Below are 25,629 nucleotides of genomic sequence, written 5' to 3'. Positions count from 1 at the left end.
CCCCGGTCGGGTTCCGGGTTCGGTCCCGGGCCAGGTCGTCGACACACCGAGACGTCGCGCACGCTCGCGTCACGACGAGGCAGGCTCGGTCGGACGGTGCCGTCGGGGCCGCAGCACGGACGCAGCCGACAGGGTCGGGACCGCCACCAACGGCAGGAACAGGAGTGCGCCCAGCGCCCCGCGCACCAAGGGGATCTCGGCGACCAGGACCGAAACCGACACGCCCAGGGCGACGAGGATGGCCAGGCTCGCCAGGACGACCCGCGTCCGCCAGCCCGACACGAGCACCACGACCACCACCACGCCTGCGGCGAGGATGCCCACCCCCACGGCCGAGCTTCCGTCTCCGATGCCGATGGGGATGCCGAGGGCCAGGACCAGGACCGCGAGGCCCAGCCGCAGGGCCAGCCCGAACCGGTCCCGCGCCGCGGCGATGCTGCCGAACGCGATCGTCGGGATCAGGAGGGCACCGGCCCCCATGCCGAGCAGGACGTGTACCAGGACGGCCGGTACGCGCAGCAGCATGGCAGCGCGCCAGTGCCTGGCCATCGCGACGTGGGCGAGGGCGACGACGGCCCCGATCAGGGCTGGAGCGACGACGATGTAACCGGTCCCCGACCACGAGAACTCCGGGTGCTCGGAGATCAGGCGCATCCAGGCCCGAGCAACGATGCCCCATCCGGCGCCCACGACGAAACCGATGGCGACCGCCGCCACCACGCCGCGGTCCTGTGCCCACCGCTCCAACGGTGGGAGCACGGGGTGCATGCCCGAACCGGCCCCGCACCTCCGGCGGGAGCGGTACCGACCCCCGGCGTGGTCCCCGACGCCCCAGCCACCTCGGACTGCCTCGGTGGAGGGTGGCCTGTCGTGGATCGACCGTCCCCCTCGTGCGTGTCCGGCGTGGTGATCGTCATCGTCCGATCCTTCGCTCGACGTTCAGTCCTCCTGCCCTACAGACGATCGAGGAGAGGGCCAGGGTGACATGGGCCCGCTCGTACGGGCAGCCGTCCGTACCGTCGGACATGCGGCGCCGCACCGATGAGTCGGACACCTCGGCGACGTCGACCCTCGTGACCGCCGTGGACCGCCGTCCGTGGTGGACACGCACCGAGCCCAGGACGAGCCCATGACCACGCCGGCGTCGCCCGTCACCAGCCAGGACGACTTCGAGCAGCACCTGCTCGAGCTCCGCGCACGCGAGAAGGCGCACACCCGCGAGGGTGACGCGATCGCCGCCGCACGACGGCGGCTGCCGATGACCGAGGTGCCTCCCGACGCCACGGTGGTCGGGCCCGACGGTCACGTTGCCTTCGTCGAGGTGTTCGACGAGCGTGACGAGCTGGTCACCTACAGCCACATGTTCCACGACGGACGGCCATGGGAGGAACAATGTCCCGGCTGTACGCGCAACGTCTGGAACATGGGTGCCGCCGCCGACGCGGCCTACCTCAACGGCAACGGGATCACCTTCGCCGTCCTCGTCGACGGTCCGTACGACGAGATCTCCGCCTTCCGGGACTTCATGGGCTACACCGTGCCCTGGTACTCCAACGCCCACCTCGACGATCCCACGGTCGGCGTTCCCGGGCGGATCTCCTGTTACCTGCGTCGCGACGACGGGATCTTCCTGACCTACTGGACGACCGGTCGCGGTGACGAGGTGTTGAGCCCGTCGTTCGGGCTGCTCGACATGACCGCCCACGGACGTCGCGAGGTGTGGGAGGACTCGCCGGCCGGGTGGCCACAGCACCCGACCCACGCCGTGTTGCTCACGGACCGGCACGGGACTCCGGGACCCGAGGAGCACGGCCGACCGACGCCCCAGTGGACTCGGCCCGGCGTCACGCGGCTCGACGGGATCCCGGACAGCGCTCGGCCCTGAGCGCCAGGCCCGGAAACGTCACGAACGCGATTCGCCACGAGTTCCCACCCATGGAACGTCTCACCTCGACGTCGGTGCGGGGGGTCCATCGTTGGTCGGACGTCGGGGGGTGGATGGACCAGGCATCGGTAGGTTTCGACCATGACACCTCACACGAGTTCACCCGACCGCATCGACCTGCCCGGGATCGGCCTGGGCACCTACGGCCTGGACGGCAGGGATGGCGTGGCCGCCATGGTTTCCGCGTTGGAGATGGGCTATCGACTCGTCGACACCGCCGTCAACTACGGCAACGAGGAAGAGGTCGGCGAGGCCCTGCGGGAGGCCGCGGTGGATCGTGACGAGGTGGTGGTCTGCAGCAAGATCCCGGGTCGACACCACGCCCACGACGACGCCATCGCGTCGACCCGTGCATCGCTCGACCGGCTCGGACTGGACCGCCTCGACCTGCACCTCATCCACTGGCCCAACCCCTCGGTGGGGTTGTACCGCGAGGCATGGCAGGCGCTCGTCGACCTGCGCGAGCAGGGCCTGGTCCGTGACATCGGCGTGTCCAACTTCACCGCCCAGCACCTCCGGGAGATCATCGACGACACCGGCGTGGTCCCGCTGGTCAACCAGGTCGAGTTGCACCCGTACTTCCCCCAGCAGGACCTGCGCGCCGTCCACGACGAGCTCGGCATCCGGACCGAGGCGTGGTCACCGCTGGCCAAGCGGGCGGTCTTCGACGAGCCGCCGATCCGTGAGGCCGCGGATTCCCACGGCGTGACGCCGGCACAGGTCGTGCTGCGCTGGCACCTGCACCTGGGCGTCCTGCCGATCCCCAAGTCCGGGTCACCCGAGCGCCAGGCCGAGAACCTCGCCGTCGGAGACTTCTCCCTCACCGACGACGAGGTGGCGGCCATCACCGCACTGGGGCGGCAGGACGGTCGTCTGTTCGACGGCGACCCCCGCACCCACGAGGAGAGCTGAGCGATGCAGGATCCCATCGGCTCCCCGTCGGAGGCGCACGGGCCGTCCGGGGCGTCGGCGCCCCCGGGGCAGGACCGACCGACCTACACGATCGAGGCGCTCGACGAGTCGACCTGGTCCGCCTTCGCCGCCCTGGTGGAGGCCAACGGCGGCATCTTCGGTGGCTGCTGGTGTATGGGCTTCCACGCCGAAGGGAGCACCGGGGACACCACGGCACGACAGAACCGCGATCGCAAGCACGAGCGCGTGCGCACGGGTGATGCCCACGCGGCGCTGGTCTTCGATGGTGACGAGTGCGTGGGCTGGGCCCAGTTCGGGCACCCCGACGAGGTGCCACGGATCAAGAACCGCGTGGCCTGGGAGAAGAGCGTGACCACCGAGCCGGACTGGCGGATCGCTTGCTGCTACGTCGGCAAGGGCCACCGCCGTGCCGGGGTCTCGACCGCGGCCATCGCCGGGGCCGTCGACCTGATCGCCACGCTCGGCGGTGGCGTCGTCGAGGGGTACCCCGAGGCCGCCGGATCCGTGCCCGCCGGCTTCCTCTTCCATGGCGCGCTGTCCACCTACGAACAGCTCGGGTTCGTCCGCGACCGCCAGATCGGCAAGCATCGCTGGGTCGTGACCAGGGAAGTCGACGGGAGGTAGGCGCCACCCAGCCCTCTGGGCAGACCGGTGATCCCTCCGCTGACGCTTCCGACGGAAGCGCCTCCGACGTCTCATGTCCTTCGCTCTCGTCGTCCCGGGGAGGTCGTGCTTCGATGAGTTGACGACGTCGCGATCGTCTTCCCTGTGCGATCGGAGACCAAGGAGTTGCCGTGAGCTCACCGCGACTGGAAGTGAACGTCGATGCCGACTGTGGCAACGCGCCTCGGAAGGCGCAGGTTCGTGATTGGCTGATCTCGCTCGCCGAGGCGGATGTCGACACGGTGTGTTCGCAACTGGATGACGACGTCCGATGGGACGTCGCCGGCAGTCGTGTTCACTCCGGGATCGACGAGGTCCGCTGCCTGGTGGAAGGGTGGGCGGAGGATCACGTCTCCCAACTGCGCATCCGACACCTGTTGAGTCACGGAAAGCAGGTGTGCGCGGAAGGCGCGACCTCCACCCGGCGGTTCGTCCATGTGGTCACCTACACCAGCCATGGCCGAGCCGCGAAGATCGCCGAGATCGTGACCTATCACGCGGCCGCCACTGAGGACGCCTGATGCCCGACCTGCAGCGCATCGGTGCCGACCATGCTGCAGCGGTGCTGGCGTTCGAGACGACGAACCGGGGAGGGGTTCGCGACGTCGATCTCGGACCGGGGCGAGGCGTTCTCCTCGCAGTTCGACCAACGGTACGGCGAGCGCCTGGCCGCGCAGGCGGTGGGTGAGGGCGCCTTCCACGCCCTGGTGGCCGACGACGGTTCGATCCTGGGACGGTTCAACCTGGCGTTCGTGCAACCCGGCGTCGCCGAGCTGGGCTGTCGCGTCGCAGCGCACGTCGCGGGACGCGGCGTCGCCACGGCCAGCCGACCTCGGCGGCAGGCCGGGCACCTGGTAGGAACGCGACCTCGACGAGCACGCGTGACGTCGCGGGACGACCCGTCCCCGCGGGTGGTGTCAGGCTTGGGAAGGTCTCGACCCGGTGTTGCGGCCGAGGCCTATGCTGCCGGGGCCGAACCGGGTTCGGCGATCAACGAGTTCCGCAAGGCATGGAAGGTCGCCCAGTAGCCCGTCTGCCCGCACGACGGTGGCTGCCCGCGGTGGCGCTCGCCGCCACCGTGGCGCTGACGGGCTGCCGGGACGGCACGGACCCGACCGAGCCGTCGGGCGGGTCGAGCGGCACGACGACCACGGCCGACGACCCGTCGGGGACGCCAAGCACCGCCGACGGGCCGACCGTGGCTAGGGACCCCCTGCCGCGCGGGTACGTGCAGGTGACCCAGGTGTCGGGCGTCCGCGACGACAGCAGCGGCCGGGTCACCCTGAACCCCGCCAAGGTCCTGCCGGCGGCCCGGCGCCCCCCGGTCGTGCCCGGGTCGGTCACCGCCCGCCTCGTGGACGCCGACGGCATCGTGCTGGCCGAGGCCACGGGGGAGTTGTCGGGTTCAGCGACGGCGACATGTCCAACTTCACGATCTTCCTCGACACACCGGCTGTCCCGGCCGCGGCGCTCGAGGTCGACGTCGACGGTGCCCTTGCCGCGGTCGCCGAGGCGTCGGGGGCCATCCCGACGGTAACGATCACGGAGCCGGACACGGGCGGCGCCACGGCCGGCGGCCCGGTCGTGCTCACGTGGGAAGCGGCCGCGGACGAGGGGGCCGAGTTCGTGTACGCCGTGTATGCCACCGCGGACGGCCGGACCTGGCGGTCGGTGGTCGGCGAGACGACCGACACCACCGCCACCGTCCCGGCGGACTTGGTCGCCGGGGAGGATCTCGGTGCGGCACGCGTGCTGGTGACCGTGTCCGACGGCGTCAACGGGTCGGTGACCGTCCTGCGACCGTTCGGCTGAATCCCTCCGTCATCGGCTCAGCCAGTCCGGAACAGTGTCGTGTGCTCTTGTCGTGCGCCCACGCACGGGACCCGCACACGATCGCCGGCACCGGCGACCGCCAGGTGGCGACATCGGGCGGTCACCATGATTTCGATCCGCTCACCAGAGTGCCGAGAGCGGACGGATCTCCCACGGGCTCACCGGCGTCCTCGAGAGTGTCGGGAGCTGCGGGATACCGCCCCCGATCGAGTCCCTGTCCGGTGTGGGATCGGCATGGCGGGCGTGACTGCGCATGCGGCCCGGCTGTCGACCCAGCGCCACCTTGACACTCAAGTCAACCCGCGTGCGACGTCGCAACGGCGCAGGTACCCACCGGTCTGCTTGGGGATCATGCTGATCGATCCGGTCAGACGGCCGATCGCATCTTGGGGAAGGACTCGGAGCCACTCGCACTCGAGATTTCGGTGACCGCGCCCCGCTCTCGACACCCCGATGGACGAGTCGAAACCGGGTGCGCGATCCGAGTTCCGGCGTGTCCGAGGTGGCAGTCGTTCCCGGCGCAGGACCAACGAGTCTGGCCGGGTGTTGGCGCGGCTGGGTGCGGGCGGCCGTGGAGCTGGGCCGGTCCGTCTCGCGGGGCTGTACGGTGGGGAGTGACTTAGCGGGGACGCCTCGTGGACCTCGGCCCGGATCGGGCCTTCCCGAGCGCCAGTCGCCTCCTCTGAGCCCAACAGGCCCGAGGTGTGACGATGTCCCCATTCTCCGATTCTCCTGCCCGCCGTCGTTCACCCGGTGTTGGTGACCGCCCGACGGCGGTGGTCTACTGCGAGGCCAACTTCGGCTTGGTCGACGGCAAGACTGCCAACGGCCTGGTGCGCCGGAGCGAGACCTACGAGGTCCGGTCGGTCATCGACAGCCACCACGCCGGACGCGACGCCGGGATGGTGCTGGACGGCAGGCCCAACGGCATCCCCGTCGTGTCCGACCTCGACGACGCGGTCCGGGTGGGTGGGGGGCGTCCCGACGTCCTGGTGTTCGGGATCGCACCGAGCAGTGGCAGGCTGGCGTCCCACGAGCGGGTCCTGCTGCTGGACGCCATGAGCCGCGGCATGGGCCTGGTGAACGGCCTGCACGAGTTCCTCAATGACGATGCCGAGTTCGCGGCCGCCGCCGCGATCAACGACGTCACCATCATCGATGTGCGGCGTCCCAAGGCCACGCAGGACCTGAAGACCTTCACCGGCCGCATCATGGACGTGGCCTGTCCCCGCATCGCGGTCCTGGGTACGGACTGCGCCATCGGCAAGCGCACGACGGCCACGATCCTGGTCGACGCCCTCACCTCCCGTGGCGTGCGGGCCGTCCTGGTCGGTACCGGCCAGACCGGCCTCATGCAGGGAGCGCACGGGATCGCGCTGGACGCGGTGCCGGCCCAGTTCGGTGCCGGCGAGATGGAGGCCGCCGTGGTCGATGCGTGGGAGGACAGCCACCCCGACGTGATCGTCATCGAGGGACAAGGGGCCCTGAGCCACCCCGCCTACTCGAGTTCCGCCTTCATCCTGCGCGGCTCGATGCCCCATGCGGTGGTGCTCCAGCACGCGCCGGGCCGGACCGTGCGGACGGACTTCCCGGCCTTCGCGATGCCGACCCCCGCAGACGAGGTCGACCTGATCGAGACCTTTGCCGCCACCCGCGTGATCGGGCTGACGATCAACCACGAAGGCATGTCGGATGCCCAGGTGTCGGCAGCGATCGCGCTGTACGAGGCGACCTTCGACCTGCCTGCCACCGACGCACTCACACGGTCGCCGGAGCGACTCGTCGACATGGTCATCCAGGCCTTCCCCGAGGTGGCTGGCCTTGTCCCGGTCGCCGTGGGATGACCGCACCACGCATCGAGGTCGACCTCGCCAAGGTGGGTCACAACGCCACCACGCTGACCGAGCGGCTGTCACGGCGCGGCATCGCGGTGACCGGGGTCACCAAGGCATTCCTGGGCGATCCGGCGATCGCCGGCGTGCTCACGGACGCAGGTGTGGCCGGCCTGGGAGATGCCCGCATCGAATCCATCGAGGCGATGCGCCGAGCCGGTGTCCCCGGGCCGATGACCCTGCTGCGCTCGCCGATGGCGAGCCAGGTGGATCGGGTCGTGCATCACGCCGACACCAGCCTGGCGACCGAGCCGGCGACGCTCGCGCTGCTCTCGGCTGCCGCCCAGGCCCAGGGACGCGTTCACGGGGTCGTGCTGATGGTCGAACTCGGGGACCTGCGCGAGGGCGTCATGCCGGGTGACCTGCCCGGACTCGTGGACGTGGCCGAGCGCCTGCCCAACATCGTCCTGCGTGGCATCGGGACGAACCTCGCCTGCCGCAGCGGGGTCGTCCCGGATGACGTGAACATGGGGCAACTGTCACAGCTGGCCGCAGCCGTGGAGAAGGACATCGGGCGACCGCTCGACCTCGTGTCGGGAGGCAACTCGGCCGCGCTCGAGTGGGCGCTGGGAGGCACCGATGTCGGCCGTGTCACCAACCTGCGCCTGGGGGAGGCCATCCTCCTGGGACGCGAGACGCTGCACCGCCGGCCGATCCCGGGGCTTCACACGGACGCCTTCACCATCGTCGCCGAGGTCATCGAGTCGCGGACCAAGCCGAGCCTGCCATGGGGCCGGATCGCCCAGGCTGCCTTCGGTCAGCCCTCCTCGGTCGCTGGCGCGAACGGACACACCACCACGGTCGTCCAGTCGATCCTGGCAATCGGTCGCCAGGACGTCGATGCCGACGGACTGGTCCCACCGCCGGGAGTGGAGCTCCTTGCATGCAGCAGCGACCACCTCGTGGCGTCCACCGACCACGTCCTGCCGGTCGGAACCGAGGTGGCCTTCCAGCCTGACTACAGCGCCCTGCTGCGGGCCATGACGTCACCGTTCGTGGCGACCCGAATCATCGCCCCACCGGCAGTACGCCCCCTCGTGCCAACACCAGCCCCGTGACACCTCCGCGGGCCCAGACGCGGACGTGAGACCCGTCCACCCGGTCAGCACCACAGGAACGCCGATCGAGACGGGCGGAGATTCACCGATGACCCGAACCCCGGCGGCACCAGGGCAGCCGATCCGGCATCCACCCCAATCGCCCACAGGTGCCACGTGCCCACCAGTCCGACACCCGTGCTTGTCATCGCAGCGGATCGGTAGGTCTGAGGACGGCCACGAGACCGGCCATGCTTCCCGCTGTCAGGAGTCCGGGCGTGCATTCTCGGAGTCTCCTTGGCAGGCGAGCGGTTGTTCGGAGTGCACGAGTCTGGAAAGATCGAGTGACGGGTTCGTGCGTCGTGTGCGAACCGGACAACGGGAGCTCGAGATGGAACAGTTGCTCAGGGTGCAGAACTTCAGCGTCTCGGCGGACGGCGTGGCGGCGGGCCACGACCAGAGCCTGGAGCGTCCGTTCGGGGAGGACGTGGACCCCTCCCAGTTGTTCTCGTGGGCCGGCGCGACCGCGAGCTGGCCCAACCGCACCGACCCGGGCGGCACCCGGGGGCTCGACGACTACTTCACCCGGGACTTCACCCACGGCATCGGCGCGGAGATCATGGGGCGCAACAAGTTCGGACCCCAGCGCGGCCCGTGGGAGGACCACGACTGGCAGGGGTGGTGGGGCGACGACCCGCCGTTCCGGACTCCCGTGTTCGTCCTGACCCACCACGAGCGCCCGACGTTCACGCTCGGCGACACCACCTTCCACTTCCTCGACACCTCACCAGCCGAGGCACTGCGCCGGGCACGTGAGGCGGCGGACGGCCTCGACGTCCGCCTCGGTGGCGGGGTCACCACGATCCGGGCGTTCCTCGAGGCGGACCTCGTCGACACGCTCCACGTCGCACAGGTGCCGATCACGATCGGGACGGGCAAGACGCTGTGGGAACGGCCAGACGACCTGCTCGACCGGTTCCACCTCGACCGCGTGCCGAGTCCCAGCGGCGTCACCCACCTGCTGTTCTGGCGCGGGGACCTCAGCGGAGGAAGCGACCGACCAGGTTGACCACGATGGTGAGGACCACCGAGGCGATGACCATCGAGGTGATCGGGATGAACACGCGGGTGGAGTCGCCCTCGATCCGGATGTCGCCGGGGAGGCGCCCGAACCAGGACAGGGCCCCGGACCAGATCACCAGGCCCAACAGGACCACCCCAGCCCCGATCGCGGCGACCACCACGCCGACCTCGCGGTCCACCTCGGCCTCCCTCAGTTCGACAGGGTCGCGACGAGGTCGCTGACGAACCGTCGCCCGGCGGCCAGCTGGGACACCTCGACGGACTCGTTGGGCCGGTGCGCGATCGCGATGTCGCCCGGCCCACACACGACCGAGGAGATCCCGACGGCCTGGAACCGCGCCGCGTCCGTCCCGAACGGTGCGGTCTCGGCTGGCGAGCCCGTGCCGAGGACGTTGCGCACCAGCCGTTCGGCATCGCCGTCCCGTTCGGCGTGCAACGCCGGCAGCACGCCGGGCGACACCACGTCCAGACGCGCTTCCGGATGGGTCCGGCGAAGGTCGGCCAGCAGTTCGTCGCGGGCGTACGCCTCGATCCGGTCGGCCAGGTCGGGACCGTCGACCTCCGGCAGGGCGCGGTACTCGAAGGTCAGCTCGGCCCGGTCGGGGATGATGTTGATCGCCGTCCCGGCGGACGCCATCGCGAGGTTGAACGTCGTGAACGGCGGCTCGAACCGGTCGTCGGTCACCGCTCGCTGCTCGGCGGCGACGTCGTCGACGTAGGCCCCAAGCCGCACCAGTGCCCGCAGCGCGTTGGCGCCACCGTCGGGCTGGGAGGAGTGCCCACCCAGTCCGTGGAAGGTGTAGGTGTAGGCCCGCACCGACTTGTGGGCGTTGACGATCCCCATGCTGGTGGGCTCGCCGATGACGGCACGGCTGGGCGGTCGGTCGAGGCCGGCGAGGTGCTCGGCCAGTGGCTCCGCGCCCAGCGCACCGAGCTCTTCGTCCCACGACAGGGCGACGAACACCGGCACGGCCAGGTCGGCCGTTGCCAGCTCGTCCGCGGCGTCCAGCACGCAGGCGATGAAGCCCTTCATGTCGGTGGTCCCCCGACCGACGACCCGGTCGCCGACCGTGACCAGTTCGAACGGGTCGCTGTCCCAGTCCTGCCCCGTGACCGGCACGCAGTCGGTGTGGGCCGACAACATCACGCCGTCCGGTGCGTCCGGACCGAAGCGGACCAGGAGGTTGGCGCGGTCGCCGTCCGGGTGGGCCTGCACGTGGACGTCGGTCGCGCCGGGCTCCAGGACGTCGCGCGCATGGTCGACGACCGCCATGTTCGAGCCCCCGGACGTGCTGTCGCTGCCGACCAGCGTCGCGAGGTGGTCGAGCACGCCGCTCACGTCGTCGTTGTCGCCGATCGGGACGGGGTCGAACATGCAGGGCCTCGGCTCGTGGACGATCGACGGGGTCTGACGGGGAGTGCACGTGCTCGGGATGGGCCGCGGTGGGGTCGAGCACGTCGCCCGACCGGCGGCGCCGACCGGTGGCGACGGTAGCGTCGGGTCCGCGTGCCGGACCGGCCGGCCGGACCTGTGCGCACGCCCCACGCCCGCCCTGCCTGCGAGTCGCCATGCGTGTCGTCACGTGGAACGTCAACTCCCTCCGTGCCCGCATGCCCCGCGTCGACGAACTGCTGGCCGAACACGCGCCCGACGTCGTCCTCCTGCAGGAGACCAAGGCCGCGCCCGAGCAGTTCCCCCACCTCGAGCTGGCCGCCGCCGGCTACACCGCGGTCGACCACTCCGGTGGGCGCTGGGCCGGGGTCGCCGTCCTGGCGCGCTCGGATGCGCCGGTCGAGGCGGCCGACGCGGTCGTCGGCCTGGCCGGCTCGCCGGTGCAGGACCAGGCCCGGTGGGTCGAGGTGGTGCTCGACGGCATCCGGTTCATCAGCGTGTACGTCGTCAACGGGCGCCACCCCGATGACCCGGCCTTCGCCCACAAGCTCGACTTCCTCGACGCCATGGCCGCCCGACTGGCCGAGGTCCGGCAACTCGGGCCGGTCGTCCTGGGGGGCGACGTCAACATCGCCCCGGCCGACGTTGACGTGTGGGACCCCGCCGCGTTCGCGGGCGGAACCCACGTGAGCCCGCAGGAGCGGTCCCGCCTGGCGGCCATGCTCGACCTCGGCTACGTCGACGCGGTCCGGCACCTCCAGCCCGAGGGCCAGGCGTTCACCTGGTGGGACTACCGGGCCGGTGCGTTCCACCGGGGCCGTGGCCTGCGCATCGACCTGTTCCTGGTGTCGGACGACCTCGTCGGCCGGATCGCCTCGGCCGGCATCGACCGCGACTTCCGCAAGGGTGCGAAGCCCTCCGACCACGCGCCCCTCCTGCTGGAGCTGGCCGAGGCGGACGGCCGGGACGACTCGACCGATCCCTAGACTGGCGCACCGGACGCGACCCCACGCGTGATCCACGACCTGACCCTCGGGAGGGTGGCCATGGCCGACTGCCTGTTCTGCTCGATCATCGCCGGTGACCTGCCGTCGGACCGGGTCGGCGAGAACGAGGTCGCGGTGGCCTTCCGCGACATCAACCCGCGTGCCCCCGTCCACGTCCTGGTCGTGCCCCGTCGCCACCTCACGTCGGCCCACGAACTGTCCGACGACGACGGGGACGAGTTGGCCGCCGTGTTCTCGCTCGCCCGGCAGGTCGCCGAGGCCGAGGGGACGGCCGACGGCTACCGGGTGACCACCAACATCGGTCGCGGCGGTGGCCAGATGGTCGACCACCTGCACCTCCACGTCCTGGGCGGTCGCCAGCTGGGCCACATCGACAGCCTCACCGGCGACGACGGCTGACCTCGAGTCGTCGTCCCGGCACCACCGTCGGTGGCGCCGAGCGGCCCCGGCTGGCCGGCCGACGTCACCCGTCATCGACCGTCCACGACCGTCGATACCATCGTTGGTCGCTCCCATCGCCCCCCGAACCGTGGTGGGAGACGAATCGTCCACGGCCCGCCACCCATTCGAGGACTTGGTTGGGCCCCTGAGGAGTTCCGTCGTGCACCGCCGCATCCACTCTGCCCTGGCGAGCCTCGCCATCCTTGCGCTGGCCGCCAGTGCCTGTTCCTCGTCGTCGACCGGTGACACCGTCGAGTCCGACGCCGCCGCCACCGTGAACGGCGAGAAGATCTCCAACGAGCTCTTCCTGGAGGTGTCCGATGGCGCCATCGCGGCCCAGGCCGGCCCCAGCGCCGCCCCCTCGGCCGCCCCGTCCGCCAGCACCGACCCTGAACAGGACATCGAGGCTCGGCGCCAGACGCTGACCCAACTGATCCAGGGCGAGATCATCACCCAGTTCGCCGCCGAGCGCGACGTCGAGCTGGACGACGAGGCGATCGACGAGATCATCGCCGAGGGCGGCGAGGAGCTCGAGACCCAGGCCGACGCCGCTGGCCTCGACCCCGAGACCTACGCCGAGGTCTACGTCGGTCCCCAGTACCTCCTCGACGAGATCGCCCGCGGTGTCGCCGACGAGGTCGACGTCACCGACGAGCAGGTCCAGGAGCGCATCGACCAGATGGGCCAGACCGGCGAGGGTGTCACCGCCACGGTGTCGCACATCCTGGTGGAGACCGAGGAAGAGGCCATCGCCGCCAAGGAGCGGATCGACGGGGGCGAGTCCTTCGCCGACGTGGCCGCCGAGGTCAGCACCGACGCCTCTGGCGCGGAGGGTGGTTCGCTGGGCGAGGACGTGCCGCTGTCCAACTTCGTCCCGGAGTTCGCCAGCGCCGCCGCGACCGCCGAGATCGGCGTGCCCACCGAGCCGGTCCAGTCGCAGTTCGGCTGGCACGTGATCCTGGTCGAGGACCGGACCGAGCCCGACATGGAGGGCATCGAGGAGGACCTGCGCGCCCAGATCGCGCTGGACTCCGAGGAGGGCCAGGCGGCCCTGCAGCCCATCATCGAGGAGTACAACACGGCCTTCACCGATGCCGAGGTCGACGTGGCCCCGCGCTACGGCGCCTGGGACCCGGAGGCTCGTGCCGTCGTGGCCGAGGACGCCGTGGGTGACTCGTCCGCACCGCCGGCCCCGGCCGGCTCCGAGGCTCCCGCCGGGACCGAGGTCCCCGCGACCGAGGCGCCCGCGACCGAGGCCCCCGCGGCCACGCCGGTCCCGACCCCGACGTCGTGACCGACGAGGGCGCGGGTCGTGGGGAGTCGATGACGGCTCCTCGTCCCCACCTGGCCCTCGTCGAGACCGCCGCGTCCCTGCCGGGCCTGTTCCCGGCGGCGGCGTGGGAGGTGTTGCAGGCCGCCGAGCGCGTGGTGGCCCGTGACCCGGACACCAATCCGGCCGTTCCCGCACTGCGGGCGGCCGGATTCGTCGTCGAGGCCTTCGAGCCCCAGGCCGCGAAACCAGCGCTGACCGGTCGCGACCTGCTGGCCGCACCGCCCACGCCCGACGCGGCGCTGGCACGGGGGCTGCTGGAGCTGGCCAGGGACCGTGGCGACGTGGCCTGCCTGCTGGACCCGGACGACCCGAAGTTCGGCCGGGAGGTCGGGCTCGCGGCCGCACGCGAGGCCGACGTCGAGGTGGAGTACGTCTTCCTGGTCGGAGCCCCACGTGGGCTCGCCCTGCTGGACCTCGTGGCGGTGATGGACCGTCTCCTGGACCCGGACGACGGATGTCCCTGGGACCTGGAGCAGGACCACCAGTCGCTCGCCACGCACCTGGTCGAGGAGACGTGGGAGCTGCTGGACGCGATCGCCCGTGAGGACGACGACGACCTCGCCGAGGAACTCGGCGACGTCCTCATGCAGGTCGTGTTCCACGCCCGGCTGGGCCAGGACCGCAATGCCTTCGACGTCGACGACGTCGCGACCGGCATCGCCGAGAAGCTCCGGCGACGACACCCCCACGTGTTCGGCGACGCCGAGGTGGTCGACGCCGACGAGGTCCGGGCGAACTGGGACGCGATCAAGGCCGAGGAGAAGCCCGAGCGCGAGGGGCCGTTCGACGGGGTGGTCCGTGCCATGCCGGCACTGGCCCTGGCGGCCAAGGTCACCGGACGGCTGGGCCGGCTGGGGTGGCGCCCCGATGTCGCACAGGCGCAGGCACTGCTGCATGCCGCCACCGAACGGCTGTCGAACGACGTGGACGATTCGGACGCCGACGTGGACGATTCGCAGGCAGACGAGACCGTCGAGGAACTCGTCGGCGAGGCGGGGCTGGCCCTGGTCGTGGCAGCGGCGGCCCACGGTGTGGACGTCGATGCCGCCCTGCGCGCCCACGTCGACGTGCTGGTCGGACGTGTCGAGGCCGCGCAGCGTCGGGCGGCCGCGGCAGATCGGCCGCTGGTGACCACCGCCGACTGGCAGCAGGCGCTGGACGAGGCGGCCGCGGCCGGGTGGTGAACGACGCTCGACGGGGCAGGATCGGCCCGGACGAGCAGTCGCCCGACCGACCCCCACCCGAGGTCCGTTCGACGCCGACATCGACCAGCCCGACTCGTACGCTCGCCTCCGCCGAGCGAGGAGCACGCCGTGTCCACGCGCACCTGTCCCGACTGCCAGGCCGAGGTCGACGACCGCGAGCCGCCCCTGACCTTCTGCCCGCAGTGCGGCGCAGCGCTGGACACCTCGGTCCGCCCGCCGGACCTGGGCGACGACGACCTCCCTGCCGGGACCGACCCGTTGGCCGGGTGGGACCGCGACGTGGCGGACGTCGCGCCGATGCCGGTGTCCGACGGCGTGGTCGTGGGTGCGGGAGCGTTGCTGGGTGCCCTCGTCGGGGGTGCACTGGCACCGCCTCGGCGCCGCGCACGCGGCGGCCTGGTCGGGGCCGTGCTGGGTGTCGCGACGACCGCGGTGGCTCGCCGGGTCTGGGAGTTGGATCCGCCCGACGAGCGTTGGGCCCGCGAACTCCAAGGCTGAAGTTCCACTCAAGAGATTTACCGGGTGCGTCGCAGCGTGCGGGATCTCCTGTACATTCTTGTTGCCATTGTTGTTCTTGATCGCTGTCAGGAGCGACGGCGGCGGGTTGTGTCGGCGGAACTCATGGCCTAGAGTTCACCTTGAGCCACCTCCCCGCGGGCCACCGAGGATCCGACATGCCCTTCACCCCACGCATCCTGTCCATCCACGGACGCGAGATCCTCGATTCCCGGGGAAACCCTACGGTTGAAGTCGAGGTCGAGGTGGACGACGGGGCCTTCGGTCGCGCTGCGGTGCCGTCCGGGGCGTCCACGGGCGACTTCGAGGCGATGGAACTGCGCGATGGTGGTGACCGCTACGGCGGCAAGGGCGTGTCCAGGGCGGTCGACAACGTCAACGAGACCCTGGCCGAGGCGCTGATCGGCCACGACGTCACCGACCAGCAGGGCGTCGACGCCGCCATGCTCGAACTCGACGGCACCGACGACAAGTCCAACCTCGGCGCCAACGCGCTGCTGGGCGTGTCGCTGGCCGTGGCCCGTGCGGCGGCCGACTCCTCCGGCCTGGCCCTGTACGAGTACCTCGGAGGTCCGTCCGCCCACCTGCTGCCGGTCCCGTGCATGAACATCCTCAACGGCGGCTCGCACGCCGAGTCCAACGTCGACCTGCAGGAGTTCATGATCGCCCCGATCGGGGCCCCGACGTTCCGCGAAGCCCTCCGGATGGGCGCCGAGGTCTACCACCGCCTCAAGGGGGTCCTGTCGGACCGCGGCCTGTCCACCGGACTGGGCGACGAGGGTGGGTTCGCCCCGGACCTCGAGACCAATCGTGCGGCCCTGGACCTGATCATCGAGGCCATCGAGGGTGCCGGCTACACGCCCGGTGACGACATCGCGCTGGCCCTGGACCCGGCCGCCAGTGAGTACTACGAGGACGGCAGCTACGAGCTCACCGGCGAGGGACGATCCCTCACCTCCGAGGAGAACGCCGAGTTCTGGGCCGACCTGGTCGCGTCGTATCCGATCGTGTCGATCGAGGACGGGATGGACGAGGAGGACTGGGACGGCTGGAAGGCCCACACCGACCGCTCCGGCGACGCGATCCAGATCGTCGGCGACGACCTGTTCGTCACCAACGTCGAGCGACTGTCCCGTGGGATCGACCTGGGCGTGGCCAACTCCGTGCTGGTCAAGGTCAACCAGATCGGCACCCTCACCGAGACCTTCCGGACCATGGAGATGGCCCACCGTGCGGGTTACACCTGCATGGTGTCGCACCGGTCGGGCGAGACCGAGGACTCCACCATCGCCCATCTCGTCGTTGCGACCAACGCCGGCCAGATCAAGTCCGGCGCCCCGGCACGCTCCGACCGGGTCGCGAAGTACAACCAGTTGCTGCGCATCGAGGAACGCCTGGGCGACAACGCCCGCTACGCCGGCCGGGACGCCTTCCCGCGCTTCGCTGGGAGTTCGTGATGTCGGTTGCCCCCGCTCCGCCCTCGACCCGGCCCAGCGGCCGGCTCGAGAAGTTGCGCTACATCCGCTCCGCCTCCAAGCGCCGGGTGCGCGGACGCGAGGACGTCGCACCCCTGGCGGTCCAGCACGTGGCCCGTCGTGTCGACGACGCGGCCCACGTCGGCGCGGACCGAGCCCGGCGTGCACTGGCCGGCGACCGTCCGTTCGTGATCGGCCTGGGCGTGATCGTGCTCCTGGCGATCGTCGTCGTGTCGGGACCGCTGCAGGCCTTCCTCGCCGGCCACGACCGGCTCGAGACCGCCACCGAGCAACTCGCCGCGCTGGACCGGGTGACCTCGGACCTGGACCGACGCGCCAACGACCTCAGTGACCCCGAGCACATCGAGGTGCTCGCACGCTCGCAGCTGGGCTACGCCATGCCGGGCCAGGTCGCCTACTCGCTGGTCCCACCCGAACCCGCCGACGGCGACGAGGCCGACGCCCTGGAGGCGCCCACCGGGGACCAGCCGTGGTGGCGCCGACTGGTCGACGCCATCCGGCGCTAGCGGGAACGGGTCCCGGCGGTGGCCGGCCACGACCACCGTGCACGATCCGGGGCAGGTGTGCCGGCCTGTGGGGCGTGTTGCCGATCGGGGGGCCAGCGCATACCGTTGTCGATGGATGTGCGCATCCGTGTCGCGCCCGGCGGACCGGGTTCGTCACCGACCTGCCGTCGACACGGCGCTCGGTCGCGAGCCAGCACGACCGCCACCTCCACCATCCACACCAAGCATGTCGTGGTGGCCCACGTGCCCCCGACGGACTGCACCGAGTCGCCCGCGCGGCGGCGGCCCCCGGTGCCGAAGGAGTTGATCCCACTGCAGGGAAACATCATCAAGGGCAAGGTCGTCCGCCTCGAGGAGTACGGGGCGTTCGTCGAGATCGACACCGAGAACGGCCCGGTCACCGGACTGGTCCACGTCTCGGAGGTCGACACCGACTTCGTCGAGAACATCTACGCCTACCTGGCCGAGGGTGACGAGGTCGACGTCCGCGTCCTGGACGTCAAGGAGGACGGCAAGGTCGACCTGTCGATCAAGCGTGCCGACCCGGACTGGCAGGAAGAGGAGTCCGTCAACCTCCGCTCCAAGCTGGACAAGGACTTCAACAAGCGTCTGCGTCGCTTCATGCACAAGTCGCAGATGATCCAGGGTGAGGCGCGCCGCCAGCGCCGCGGTCGCTGACCTCCCCGACCGACGACCCCGGGCCTGCCGACGGCGGGCCCCCGTTCGTGTCTGATGGACCACGGCGTGATGCCGACCACGCCCTGGGCGAGTTGGGTCGCGACGACGGGCTCATCGCCCCGGGCGCCTCCCCGGACGACCCCGTCGTCCCCGATCCTGCGGCCTCCTACGACCGCGCCGCCTCCCGGCCGTTCGCCGATGCCGACGAGCGCGCGGTCGTGTCGGTCCAGATCGGTCGCCCCGCGCGCGGCCGCTCTGCGGTCGTCCACCGTTGTGCCTGGGGCCTGCCGACGGTCGTCCGCGTCGACCCGCGCCTGCCCGACGGCACCCCCTTCCCGACCGTCTTCTGGCAGACCTGTCCCGCCCTGCGGTCGCGGATCGGTCAGCTCGAGGCCGATCGCTCCATGGTCGGGATCAACGAGCGACTCGACGGTGACCGACCCGACGACGTCGACTTCGCCACCGAGCACGCCGCCGCGCAGGAGCGCTACCGCGACTTCCGCGACGAGCTCGGTGGTGAACTGCCCGGCGACCCGTACGCGGGTGGGTCCCCGAAGTACGTCAAGTGCCTGCACGTCCACGCCGGCCACGAGCTGGCGACCAACGACTCGCCGGTCGGGTGCTGGACGGTCGAGGCAGCCCGGCCCGTGCCGTGCCAGGGACCGTGCGTGACCCCCGAGGACCTCGACGACCATCCGGTGGTGGCCCAGCTCCGCCGGGCCGAGGCAGCGGAGCCCGACCCAGTGGCGGACCGACGATGACGCCTGACCTTCCCCGGCACCCCGCCGTCGTCGACTGCGGGTCGAACTCGACCAGGCTGTGGCTGTCGCCCGACGGTCGTGACGTCCACCGCGACGCCGAGATCACCCGGCTGGGACGTGGCGTCGACGCGACCGGACACCTGGACGACGACCGCCTGGCCCACTGCCTGGAGGTCGTGGCGCGCTACGCCGACCGGTGGCGCGAGGCGGGCGTGCCCGACGACCGCGTCGTCGTCATCGCCACCTCCGCGGTGCGTGACGCCGACGACCGCGAGCGGTTCTTCGACGGGATCCGCGAGGTCGCCGGGGTCGATGCGCGGGTGCTCGCGGGCGAACAGGAGGCCACGGCCTCCTTCGTCGGCGCCACCAGCGCGCTCGACCTCGCCCGCCCCACGCTGATGGTCGACATCGGTGGCGGCTCGACCGAGCTGGTCGTCGACGGACCACCACCCCGACCGGTGTCGTGCCAACTGGGGTCGGTCCGCCTCACCGAACGCCACCTGCACGCCGATCCGCCGACGGCTGCCCAGGTCGCCGCCGCGCGACGTGATGCGGGCGAGACGCTGGCCTCGGGCCTGGCCGCCATCGACGTGCCGCTGGCGACCGCGAGCTCCGCGGTCGCCGACCTGGTGGCCGTGGCCGGGACCGCCACGACGCTGGCTGCGCTCGACCGCGGCACCGACGACCTCGACGAACTGCACGGACACGTCCTGCCGGCCGAGCGGGTGACCGAGCTGGCCCTCGAGCTGCTCGGTCGATCCAGCCAGGCCCGCCTGGAGCTCGGACCGCTCGCACCGGGTCGCGCCGACGTGATCGCCGCCGGCGCCCTGGTCCTCGCGACCCTCGTGGACCTGCTGGGCGTCGAGCGCGTCACCGTGTCGATCGCCGACGTCCTCGACGGCGTCGCCGCCGGCGCCGTGGACTGACCCACCCGCCCCGCTCCGCAGCGCCCGGTCCCGCTCCGCGGCCCTGCGTGGCGTTCGGTCCGCGTGCTGTCGGGGTGGAACGCCATCGGGGCTCGCTGGCTCCCGCTGGTAGGCGTTCGGTCCGCGCGCCGTCGGGGTCGAACGCCATGGGGAGGTCGAGCGAGGTCGACCGGTCGGGGCAGTAGCGTGGCGCGGGGTCGAGCCAGCACGGGAGGAACCATGCGACGTCGCTGCGGCGGGTCGGCATGACCAGCGACGCCGGCAAGGTCGGGTCGTCCACGGAGCCGGCCCACGTGACCGCGGCGCTGGCCGACCCGGAGCGGTTCTGGGACCGGGCGGCCGCTGCCCTGGCCTCGATCCCGGCCGACGACGTCACCGTGCCGCCGTCGGCGAAGGTCGGGGCCGTGCTGGTCCTCGTGGCCGACACCGACAACGGACCAGAGCTCGTCCTGACCCGTCGCCGCGCCGACATGCGCTCGCACCCCGGGCAGGTGTCGTTCCCGGGCGGACGGGTCGACGACGGCGAGACGATCGTCGAGGCCGCCCTGCGCGAGGCGAACGAGGAGGTCGACCTCGACCCCGCGACCGCCCAGGTGGTCGGTCCCGGGCCGGTCTTCTACATCCCGCCGTCGCGCTTCTGGGTCGCGCCGGTGCTGGCGCGATGGACCTCCCCGCATCCCCTGGACCGCAATCCGTGGGAGGTCGACAAGATCCTGCGGGTGCCGTTGCGCCACCTGGTCGACGACGCCTCGTGGCGCGCCGTGCCCCTGTCGGCCGGCGGCGCCACCTGGGCCTGGGAGCTGCCCAGCGGAGACCTCCTGTGGGGTGCGACGGCCATCACCGTGGCCCAACTGCTCGAGGTGGTCGTGCCGGGCTGGCGTCGTGGGGTCGACCCTGCGGACCTGGACGAGGACCACCACGAGCGGCCGTGGGAGTCCATCCCGCGCACCGCGCCACGGCGGATGCTCGACGGGGACCTGCCCAGCCGCGCCATGTCCACCGTCCCCACGGTCGACGTCGCGACCGTGCGGGCATTGGACGCTGCGGCGCAGGCTGCCGGTTGGCCGCTGGAGGCGATGTCGGAGCAGGCCGGCCGGGGCGTCGCGCACGCGGTGCGGCGCCTGCTCGCCCCCGCCAGCCTGGGCGGGGCCGACGTGGTGGTGCTGGCGGGGTCGGGTGGCAACGGTGCCGCCGGACTGGTCGCGGCCCGGCTGCTGGTCGCGGCCGGCTGTGACGTGCGGGTCGTCGTGGTGGGCCGGGAGGCGCGGGTCGCCGTCCCGGGACAGGTCAGCCTCCTCGACCGCCTCGACGTCCCCGTGCTCGAGGTCGCCGACGTCGACCCCGCCGCGCTGGACCCGGGGGACGTGGTGGTGGACGCCATGGTCGGCATCGGGGCCAGTCCGCCCCTGCGCGACGGGCCCGAGGTCCTGGGGGAGTGGCTGCGGCGCCACGACCGCCCCGTGGTGGCGGTCGACCTGCCGTCCGGACTGGGTGGCGACGTCGGGCTGCGCGGGCCGGGGGTCACCGCGGACGTGACCGTCACGATCGGCCTCCCCAAGACCGGGCTGCTGCCTCGGATCGTCCAGCCCTACGTCGGCGACCTCTACCTGGCCGACCTCGGCATCCCGCCCCAGCTGTGGGCCGAGGTCGGCGTCGAGGTCCCGGCCGACCTGTTCGTCGACGGTCCGCTCGTGCGACTGGTCCCCGACGACGGGGTGGCCTCGGACGCCGGGACTCCCGACCAGGGCGCCACGACCCGGACCAGCCCGACCGTGACGCCGCCCGGCCCCGATGCCGCCCCGGAGGCCCCGTGAACCGCATGCGTCTCGTGCTCGGTGTCCTGCTGGTCCTGGTCGGGCTGGTCTGGACCGGCCAGGGGATCGGGTGGATCGGTGGCAGCTCCATGACCGGCGAGCCGCTGTGGGCCCTGCTGGGTCCACTCGTCGCCGTGGCGGGCGTGCTGGTGGTCCTGCGCAGCCGCCGCTGATCCGACTGCGGTGGAGCGAACTGCTCGTGCGGGTGGTGGGATTCGAACCCACACGGGCGCGAGGCCCGAGGGCTTTTAAGGCCCCTCTGTCTGCCAGTTCCAGCACACCCGCGACGCCGGCGACCGTAGCCGTCGCCCGGACGCCGTCCGGGGGTGCCGGGAACGGGCAGCGGGCGATAGCGTCCGGGGCCCCGCAGGGAGTCCGAGATGGCCGAACCGCACCCACCCCGCGTCACCGCGTTCGCGCGTGGGCTGCGGGGGCACTGTCCCCGGTGCGGTGGTGGTGGCCTGTTCCGCAACGTCACCGACATCGTGGAGACGTGCCCGACCTGTGGCCTGCAGTTCGAGCGCGAGGACGGGTACTGGCTGGGCTCGATGATCGTGATCATGGCGCTGGTGCTGGTCGTGTTCTTCGTCGTCACCGTGGGCGGCATCCTCGTGACCTGGCCCGACGTGCCGTGGACCGTCCTGCTGATCGTGGGCATCGTCGCCAACCTGTTCGTGCCGATCGTCGGCTACGGCTGGGCCAAGACCACCTGGATGGGCCTGGAGCGCGGCTTCACGCCGACGACCCCGTCCGAGGAGGCCGACGCCGCCGCCCGGCTCGCCGCCCGCGATCGTCCCGTCGACGGCTGATCGCGCCGGCCGGGCGACCCGGTGAGGACCGCCACGGCCGGCGCACGGGGCGCGGCGCAGGCCCTAGGCTCGACCGGCGAGCAGCCGTCGACCAAGGACCACCTGCACCGTGTCCACGCCCGCGCGGATCGCCGTGCTCGTGTCCGGGTCCGGGACCAACCTCCAGGCCCTGCTCGACGCCGTCGCCGCCCAGGACGACTTCGGTGGCGAGGTGGTGCTGGTCGCCTCGGACCGACCCGGCGCGACCGGGCTGGACCGGGCCCGTGCCGCCGGGATCGCCACCGAGTCCCGGGCACTGGACGACCACCCCGACCGCCAGTCGTGGGAGACCGCGCTGGCCGACGCGGTCGCCGCCCATCGACCCGACGTCGTCGTGCTGGCCGGGTTCATGCGGCTGCTGACCACGACGTTCCTGTCCCGCTGGCCCGACCGGGTCGTCAACGTCCACCCGTCCCTGCTGCCCGCCTTCCGCGGTGCCCACGCGGTCGATGACGCGCTGGCCTACGGCGTCACCGTCACCGGGTGCACGGTCCACCTCGTCGACGAGCTGGTCGACCACGGCCCGATCATCGCCCAGGAGGCTGTCCGGGTCGCGCCGGACGACGACGTCGACAGCCTCCATGCCCGCATCCAGGCCGTCGAGCACCGCCTCCTGCCCGCGTGCGTGGGCGCGCTGTGTCGCGACGAGTTGGTCGTCGACGGGCGCCACGTCCGTACCCCGTCGGCCCGTCCGGGCTGACCGGCGCCCGCGCCAGCCCCGCGATCCCCGCCCCGATCGGAGTCGCCATGCCTGCCACCGACGTCACCGCCGTCCGCCGCGCCCTCGTCAGCGTCTACGACAAGACCGGGCTCGTCGAGCTCGCCCGCGGACTGCACCGCCACGGCGTGGAGATCGTGTCCACCGGCTCGACCGCCGGGGTCATCCGGGACGCCGACGTGCCCGTCACCGAGGTCGCCGACGTCACCGGCTTCCCCGAGTGCCTCGACGGGCGGGTCAAGACGCTGCACCCGAAGATCCACGCCGGGCTGCTGGCCGACCGGTCCAGGCCCGCCCACCTCGACGAGCTCGACGAGCTGGGCGTCGCACCCATCGACCTGGTGGTGTCCAACCTCTACCCGTTCGACGACGCGGTCGCGTCCGGCGCTCCCGACGACGACATCATCGAGATGATCGACATCGGCGGGCCCACGATGCTGCGCGCCGCCGCGAAGAACTTCGCCGGGGTCGGGATCGTCGTCGACCCCGACGACTACGCGCCGCTGGTCGAGCTGCTCGATCGCCACGACGGGCTGCCCGCCGCGGCCCGCCGGGTCCTGGCCACCAAGGCGTTCGGGCACGTCGCCACCTACGACGCGGCGATCAGCAACTGGTTCCGGCGTGACGAGGACCACCCCGAGCAGCTCCACGTGGCCCTCGAGCGGCTCGGGCCGCCGCTGCGCTACGGGGAGAACCCGCACCAGGGGGCCGCGTTCTACGTCGACGCGCAGACCGAGCCCGTCGGGCTGGGCGCGGCGCGACAGCTGCACGGCAAGGAGCTGTCGTACAACAACTACGTTGACACGGACGCGGCGTGGGCCATGGCGTGTGACTTCGACGAGCCCTGTGTCGCGATCATCAAGCACACCAACCCCGCCGGACTCGCGGTCGCCGACGACCTCCCGACCGCGCACGAGCGCGCGCTGGCCGGGGACCCGGTGTCGGCCTTCGGGGGGATCGTCGCCGCGAACCGGCCGATCGATGCCACCACCGCCGCCCAGGTCGCCGAGGTGTTCACCGAGGTCGTCATCGCCCCCGGGTACGCCGACGGTGCGCTGGAGGTCCTCACGGCCAAGAAGAACCTGCGGATCCTCGAGGCGCCGGTCAGCCCGCCCATCGCGACCCGGACCCTGCGGGCGATCGACGGTGGCCTGCTGGTCCAGGACGGTGACGTCGGCGCGGAGCCGTTCGCCGACTGGGAGGTGGCGAGCGCGGCGCGACCCGACGACGTGATGCTCGCCGACCTGCGGTTCGCCTGGACCGTAGCCAAGCACGTCAAGTCCAACGCGATCGTGCTGGTGAAGGACCGCGCGGTTGTCGGCGTGGGCGCCGGCCAGATGAGTCGGGTCGACGCCGTCCGCCTGGCCGTCGAGAAGTCCGGCGATCGCCACGTCGGGGCCGTGCTGGCCTCTGACGCGTTCTTCCCCTTCCGCGACAACATCGACGTCGCCGCCGCGGCAGGGATCGCCGGCATCGTCCAGCCCGGCGGCTCGGTCCGCGACGACGAGGTGGTGGGTGCGGCCGACGAGCACGACCTCGTCATGGTCCTGACCGGTCGCCGCCACTTCCGCCACTGACGGCTCCGGGCGGGCGACTGACCCGGTGCGGGGGAGGTCCTAGGATCCGGTGGTGCCCCGGGACCCGACCAGGAGCAACGGCGTGGCGGCACGGATCATCGATGGCAAGGCGCTCGCGGCACGGGTGCGGGAGCGCATCGCCGAGGAGGTCACCGCACTGGCCGATGAGGGGGTGACGCCCGGGCTGGCCGCCGTGATCGTCGGCGACGACCCGGCGTCGACGGTGTACGTCGGGATGAAGCACCGTGCGTCCGAGCAGCTGGGGATGCTCTCGCGGCAGGTCGAGCTGCCGGCCGACACGAGCCAGGACGAGCTCGAGTCGGTCGTCGCCGAGCTCAACGCCGACGAGGCCATCGACGGGATCCTGGTCCAGCTGCCGTTGCCCGACCACCTCGACCCGGGTCGTGTCCAGGAGCTGATCGACCCGGCCAAGGACGTCGACGCCCTCAACCCCTACACGGCCGGTCGACTGGCCGTCGGCGACCCCACCTTCTTCTCCTGCACGCCCTACGGCGTGCTGCTGCTGCTCGAGGAGGCAGGGGTCGAAACCGCCGGTGCGCGGATCACGATCGTCGGGCGCTCCAACCTCGTTGGACGCCCGCTGGCCAACATGCTCACCCTCAAGGGCCACGACGCCACGGTGACGATCGCCCACTCGCGGACGCGGGACCTCGGCGAGGTCTGTCGCGAGGCCGACGTGGTGGTCGCCGCCGCCGGTCGCACGGGGCTCATCACCGCCGACATGGTGGCGCCCGGCGCGGTCGTCATCGACGTCGGCACCAACCGCGACGACGACGGCTCGCTGGTCGGCGACGTCGACTTCGACGGTGTGTCGGAGGTCGCCTCGGCGATCACGCCCGTGCCCGGTGGCGTCGGTCCGATGACCGTGACGATGCTGATGCAGAACACCCTCGAGGCTGCCCGCGCCCGTCGCGGTGGCCGTGCCTGAGCCGGACGGTCGACCCCCCCGACCGGCCGCGCAACCGTCGCGGTCGCCCAGGCGTCCCACGACCGACGACCCGGG

At 71.8% G+C, this 25,629-nt stretch carries 28 protein-coding genes and 1 tRNA gene; 25 read left to right on the top strand and 4 right to left on the bottom strand.

Going from position 1 to position 25,629, the window contains the following annotated elements; translation table 11 throughout:
• Positions 1–69: 69 nt before the first annotated feature.
• Entirely contained in the window at positions 70–768 is a 699-nt protein-coding gene (locus KR546_RS05385; RefSeq protein WP_238443680.1) for a hypothetical protein, read from the bottom strand.
• Between the two features lie 361 nt (positions 769–1,129).
• Here KR546_RS05385 and KR546_RS05380 point away from each other — a divergent pair, with 361 nt between their 5' ends.
• The 9 genes from KR546_RS05380 (at position 1,130) to KR546_RS05340 (ending at position 9,372) form a co-directional block, all read left to right on the top strand.
• Entirely contained in the window at positions 1,130–1,885 is a 756-nt protein-coding gene (locus tag KR546_RS05380) for a DUF899 family protein (protein WP_238443679.1), read from the top strand.
• A gap of 141 nt (positions 1,886–2,026) precedes the next feature.
• Positions 2,027–2,857 carry an aldo/keto reductase gene (locus KR546_RS05375; RefSeq protein ID WP_238443678.1) on the top strand — a complete coding sequence of 277 codons (831 nt, stop codon included), beginning with the start codon at positions 2,027–2,029 and terminating at the stop codon, positions 2,855–2,857.
• 3 nt (positions 2,858–2,860) lie between these two features.
• Positions 2,861–3,502 (top strand): GNAT family N-acetyltransferase, encoded by a 642-nt coding sequence (locus KR546_RS05370; RefSeq protein ID WP_238443677.1) that lies wholly within the window; start codon positions 2,861–2,863, stop codon positions 3,500–3,502.
• Positions 3,503–3,672: 170 nt separating this feature from the next.
• Complete coding sequence (locus KR546_RS05365; RefSeq protein WP_238443676.1) at positions 3,673–4,062, top strand: nuclear transport factor 2 family protein; 390 nt, start codon at positions 3,673–3,675, stop codon at positions 4,060–4,062.
• 30 nt (positions 4,063–4,092) lie between these two features.
• On the top strand, positions 4,093–4,569 hold the full coding sequence (locus tag KR546_RS05360; protein WP_238443675.1) for a GNAT family N-acetyltransferase: 477 nt from the start codon (positions 4,093–4,095) through the stop codon (positions 4,567–4,569).
• A gap of 391 nt (positions 4,570–4,960) precedes the next feature.
• The gene (locus KR546_RS05355; RefSeq protein WP_238443674.1) at positions 4,961–5,353 is read left to right on the top strand and encodes a hypothetical protein; all 393 of its coding nucleotides are present in this window, start codon (positions 4,961–4,963) and stop codon (positions 5,351–5,353) included.
• 731 nt (positions 5,354–6,084) lie between these two features.
• Positions 6,085–7,218 carry an N-acetyltransferase DgcN family protein gene (locus KR546_RS05350; RefSeq protein WP_238443673.1) on the top strand — a complete coding sequence of 378 codons (1,134 nt, stop codon included), beginning with the start codon at positions 6,085–6,087 and terminating at the stop codon, positions 7,216–7,218.
• Positions 7,215–8,324 carry an alanine/ornithine racemase family PLP-dependent enzyme gene (locus KR546_RS05345; protein WP_238443672.1) on the top strand — a complete coding sequence of 370 codons (1,110 nt, stop codon included), beginning with the start codon at positions 7,215–7,217 and terminating at the stop codon, positions 8,322–8,324. The genes KR546_RS05350 and KR546_RS05345 overlap by 4 nt, the downstream gene beginning before the upstream one ends.
• A gap of 370 nt (positions 8,325–8,694) precedes the next feature.
• Entirely contained in the window at positions 8,695–9,372 is a 678-nt protein-coding gene (locus KR546_RS05340) for a dihydrofolate reductase family protein (RefSeq protein WP_238443671.1), read from the top strand.
• Here KR546_RS05340 and KR546_RS05335 read toward each other — a convergent pair.
• Positions 9,344–9,565 (bottom strand): DUF2905 domain-containing protein, encoded by a 222-nt coding sequence (locus KR546_RS05335; protein ID WP_238443670.1) that lies wholly within the window; start codon positions 9,563–9,565, stop codon positions 9,344–9,346. The genes KR546_RS05340 and KR546_RS05335 overlap by 29 nt on opposite strands.
• Positions 9,566–9,576: 11 nt before the next feature.
• Entirely contained in the window at positions 9,577–10,761 is a 1,185-nt protein-coding gene (argE, locus tag KR546_RS05330) for an acetylornithine deacetylase (protein WP_238443669.1), read from the bottom strand.
• 194 nt (positions 10,762–10,955) lie between these two features.
• Here argE and KR546_RS05325 point away from each other — a divergent pair, with 194 nt between their 5' ends.
• From KR546_RS05325 to KR546_RS05270, 12 genes are all read left to right on the top strand, one after another.
• Positions 10,956–11,765, top strand: coding sequence for an exodeoxyribonuclease III (locus KR546_RS05325; RefSeq protein ID WP_238443668.1), 810 nt, complete (start codon positions 10,956–10,958; stop codon positions 11,763–11,765).
• A gap of 60 nt (positions 11,766–11,825) precedes the next feature.
• Positions 11,826–12,185 carry a histidine triad nucleotide-binding protein gene (locus KR546_RS05320; RefSeq protein WP_238443667.1) on the top strand — a complete coding sequence of 120 codons (360 nt, stop codon included), beginning with the start codon at positions 11,826–11,828 and terminating at the stop codon, positions 12,183–12,185.
• A 202-nt stretch (positions 12,186–12,387) separates the two neighbouring features.
• A complete protein-coding gene (locus KR546_RS05315; protein WP_238443666.1) occupies positions 12,388–13,521 on the top strand; it encodes a peptidylprolyl isomerase in 1,134 nt (377 codons plus the stop codon).
• 29 nt (positions 13,522–13,550) lie between these two features.
• Positions 13,551–14,744: a MazG family protein gene (locus tag KR546_RS05310; protein ID WP_238443665.1), complete on the top strand. Its 1,194-nt coding sequence runs from the start codon at positions 13,551–13,553 to the stop codon at positions 14,742–14,744.
• A gap of 129 nt (positions 14,745–14,873) precedes the next feature.
• The gene (locus tag KR546_RS05305; protein WP_238443664.1) at positions 14,874–15,263 is read left to right on the top strand and encodes a TFIIB-type zinc ribbon-containing protein; all 390 of its coding nucleotides are present in this window, start codon (positions 14,874–14,876) and stop codon (positions 15,261–15,263) included.
• 176 nt (positions 15,264–15,439) lie between these two features.
• Positions 15,440–16,738, top strand: a complete 1,299-nt coding sequence (eno, locus tag KR546_RS05300) for a phosphopyruvate hydratase (protein ID WP_238443663.1) — start codon at positions 15,440–15,442, stop codon at positions 16,736–16,738.
• Positions 16,738–17,283 (top strand): FtsB family cell division protein, encoded by a 546-nt coding sequence (locus KR546_RS05295; RefSeq protein ID WP_238443662.1) that lies wholly within the window; start codon positions 16,738–16,740, stop codon positions 17,281–17,283. The genes eno and KR546_RS05295 overlap by 1 nt, the downstream gene beginning before the upstream one ends.
• Before the next feature lie 291 nt (positions 17,284–17,574).
• Entirely contained in the window at positions 17,575–17,961 is a 387-nt protein-coding gene (locus KR546_RS05290; RefSeq protein WP_238443661.1) for a S1 RNA-binding domain-containing protein, read from the top strand.
• Between the two features lie 47 nt (positions 17,962–18,008).
• Positions 18,009–18,722, top strand: coding sequence for a DUF501 domain-containing protein (locus KR546_RS05285; protein ID WP_238443660.1), 714 nt, complete (start codon positions 18,009–18,011; stop codon positions 18,720–18,722).
• Positions 18,719–19,648 (top strand): Ppx/GppA phosphatase family protein, encoded by a 930-nt coding sequence (locus tag KR546_RS05280; protein ID WP_238443659.1) that lies wholly within the window; start codon positions 18,719–18,721, stop codon positions 19,646–19,648. Before KR546_RS05285 ends, KR546_RS05280 begins: the two co-directional genes overlap by 4 nt.
• 245 nt (positions 19,649–19,893) lie before the next feature.
• Positions 19,894–21,462 (top strand): NAD(P)H-hydrate epimerase, encoded by a 1,569-nt coding sequence (locus KR546_RS05275; protein WP_238443658.1) that lies wholly within the window; start codon positions 19,894–19,896, stop codon positions 21,460–21,462.
• Complete coding sequence (locus KR546_RS05270) at positions 21,459–21,635, top strand: hypothetical protein (protein WP_238443785.1); 177 nt, start codon at positions 21,459–21,461, stop codon at positions 21,633–21,635. Before KR546_RS05275 ends, KR546_RS05270 begins: the two co-directional genes overlap by 4 nt.
• Before the next feature lie 27 nt (positions 21,636–21,662).
• On the opposite strand, the gene KR546_RS05265 is transcribed toward KR546_RS05270, so the two are convergent.
• Positions 21,663–21,747 (bottom strand) — tRNA-Leu (locus tag KR546_RS05265).
• A gap of 95 nt (positions 21,748–21,842) precedes the next feature.
• On the opposite strand from KR546_RS05265, the gene KR546_RS05260 reads away from it, so the two are divergent.
• The 4 genes from KR546_RS05260 to folD all read left to right on the top strand — a co-directional run bounded on the left by KR546_RS05260 (position 21,843) and on the right by folD (position 25,554).
• A complete protein-coding gene (locus tag KR546_RS05260) occupies positions 21,843–22,271 on the top strand; it encodes a DUF983 domain-containing protein (protein WP_238443657.1) in 429 nt (142 codons plus the stop codon).
• A 109-nt stretch (positions 22,272–22,380) separates the two neighbouring features.
• Positions 22,381–23,010, top strand: coding sequence for a phosphoribosylglycinamide formyltransferase (gene purN / locus KR546_RS05255; RefSeq protein ID WP_238443656.1), 630 nt, complete (start codon positions 22,381–22,383; stop codon positions 23,008–23,010).
• Positions 23,011–23,057: 47 nt separating this feature from the next.
• Positions 23,058–24,605: a bifunctional phosphoribosylaminoimidazolecarboxamide formyltransferase/IMP cyclohydrolase gene (gene purH / locus KR546_RS05250; RefSeq protein WP_238443655.1), complete on the top strand. Its 1,548-nt coding sequence runs from the start codon at positions 23,058–23,060 to the stop codon at positions 24,603–24,605.
• Between the two features lie 82 nt (positions 24,606–24,687).
• Positions 24,688–25,554, top strand: a complete 867-nt coding sequence (gene folD / locus KR546_RS05245) for a bifunctional methylenetetrahydrofolate dehydrogenase/methenyltetrahydrofolate cyclohydrolase FolD (protein WP_238443654.1) — start codon at positions 24,688–24,690, stop codon at positions 25,552–25,554.
• The last annotated feature ends 75 nt before the right edge of the window (positions 25,555–25,629 follow it).

This window comes from Salsipaludibacter albus (assembly GCF_019798055.1).
Taxonomy (GTDB): Bacteria; Actinomycetota; Nitriliruptoria; order Nitriliruptorales; family Nitriliruptoraceae; genus Salsipaludibacter; species Salsipaludibacter albus.
This window is presented reverse-complemented; position numbering and strand designations above follow the sequence as displayed.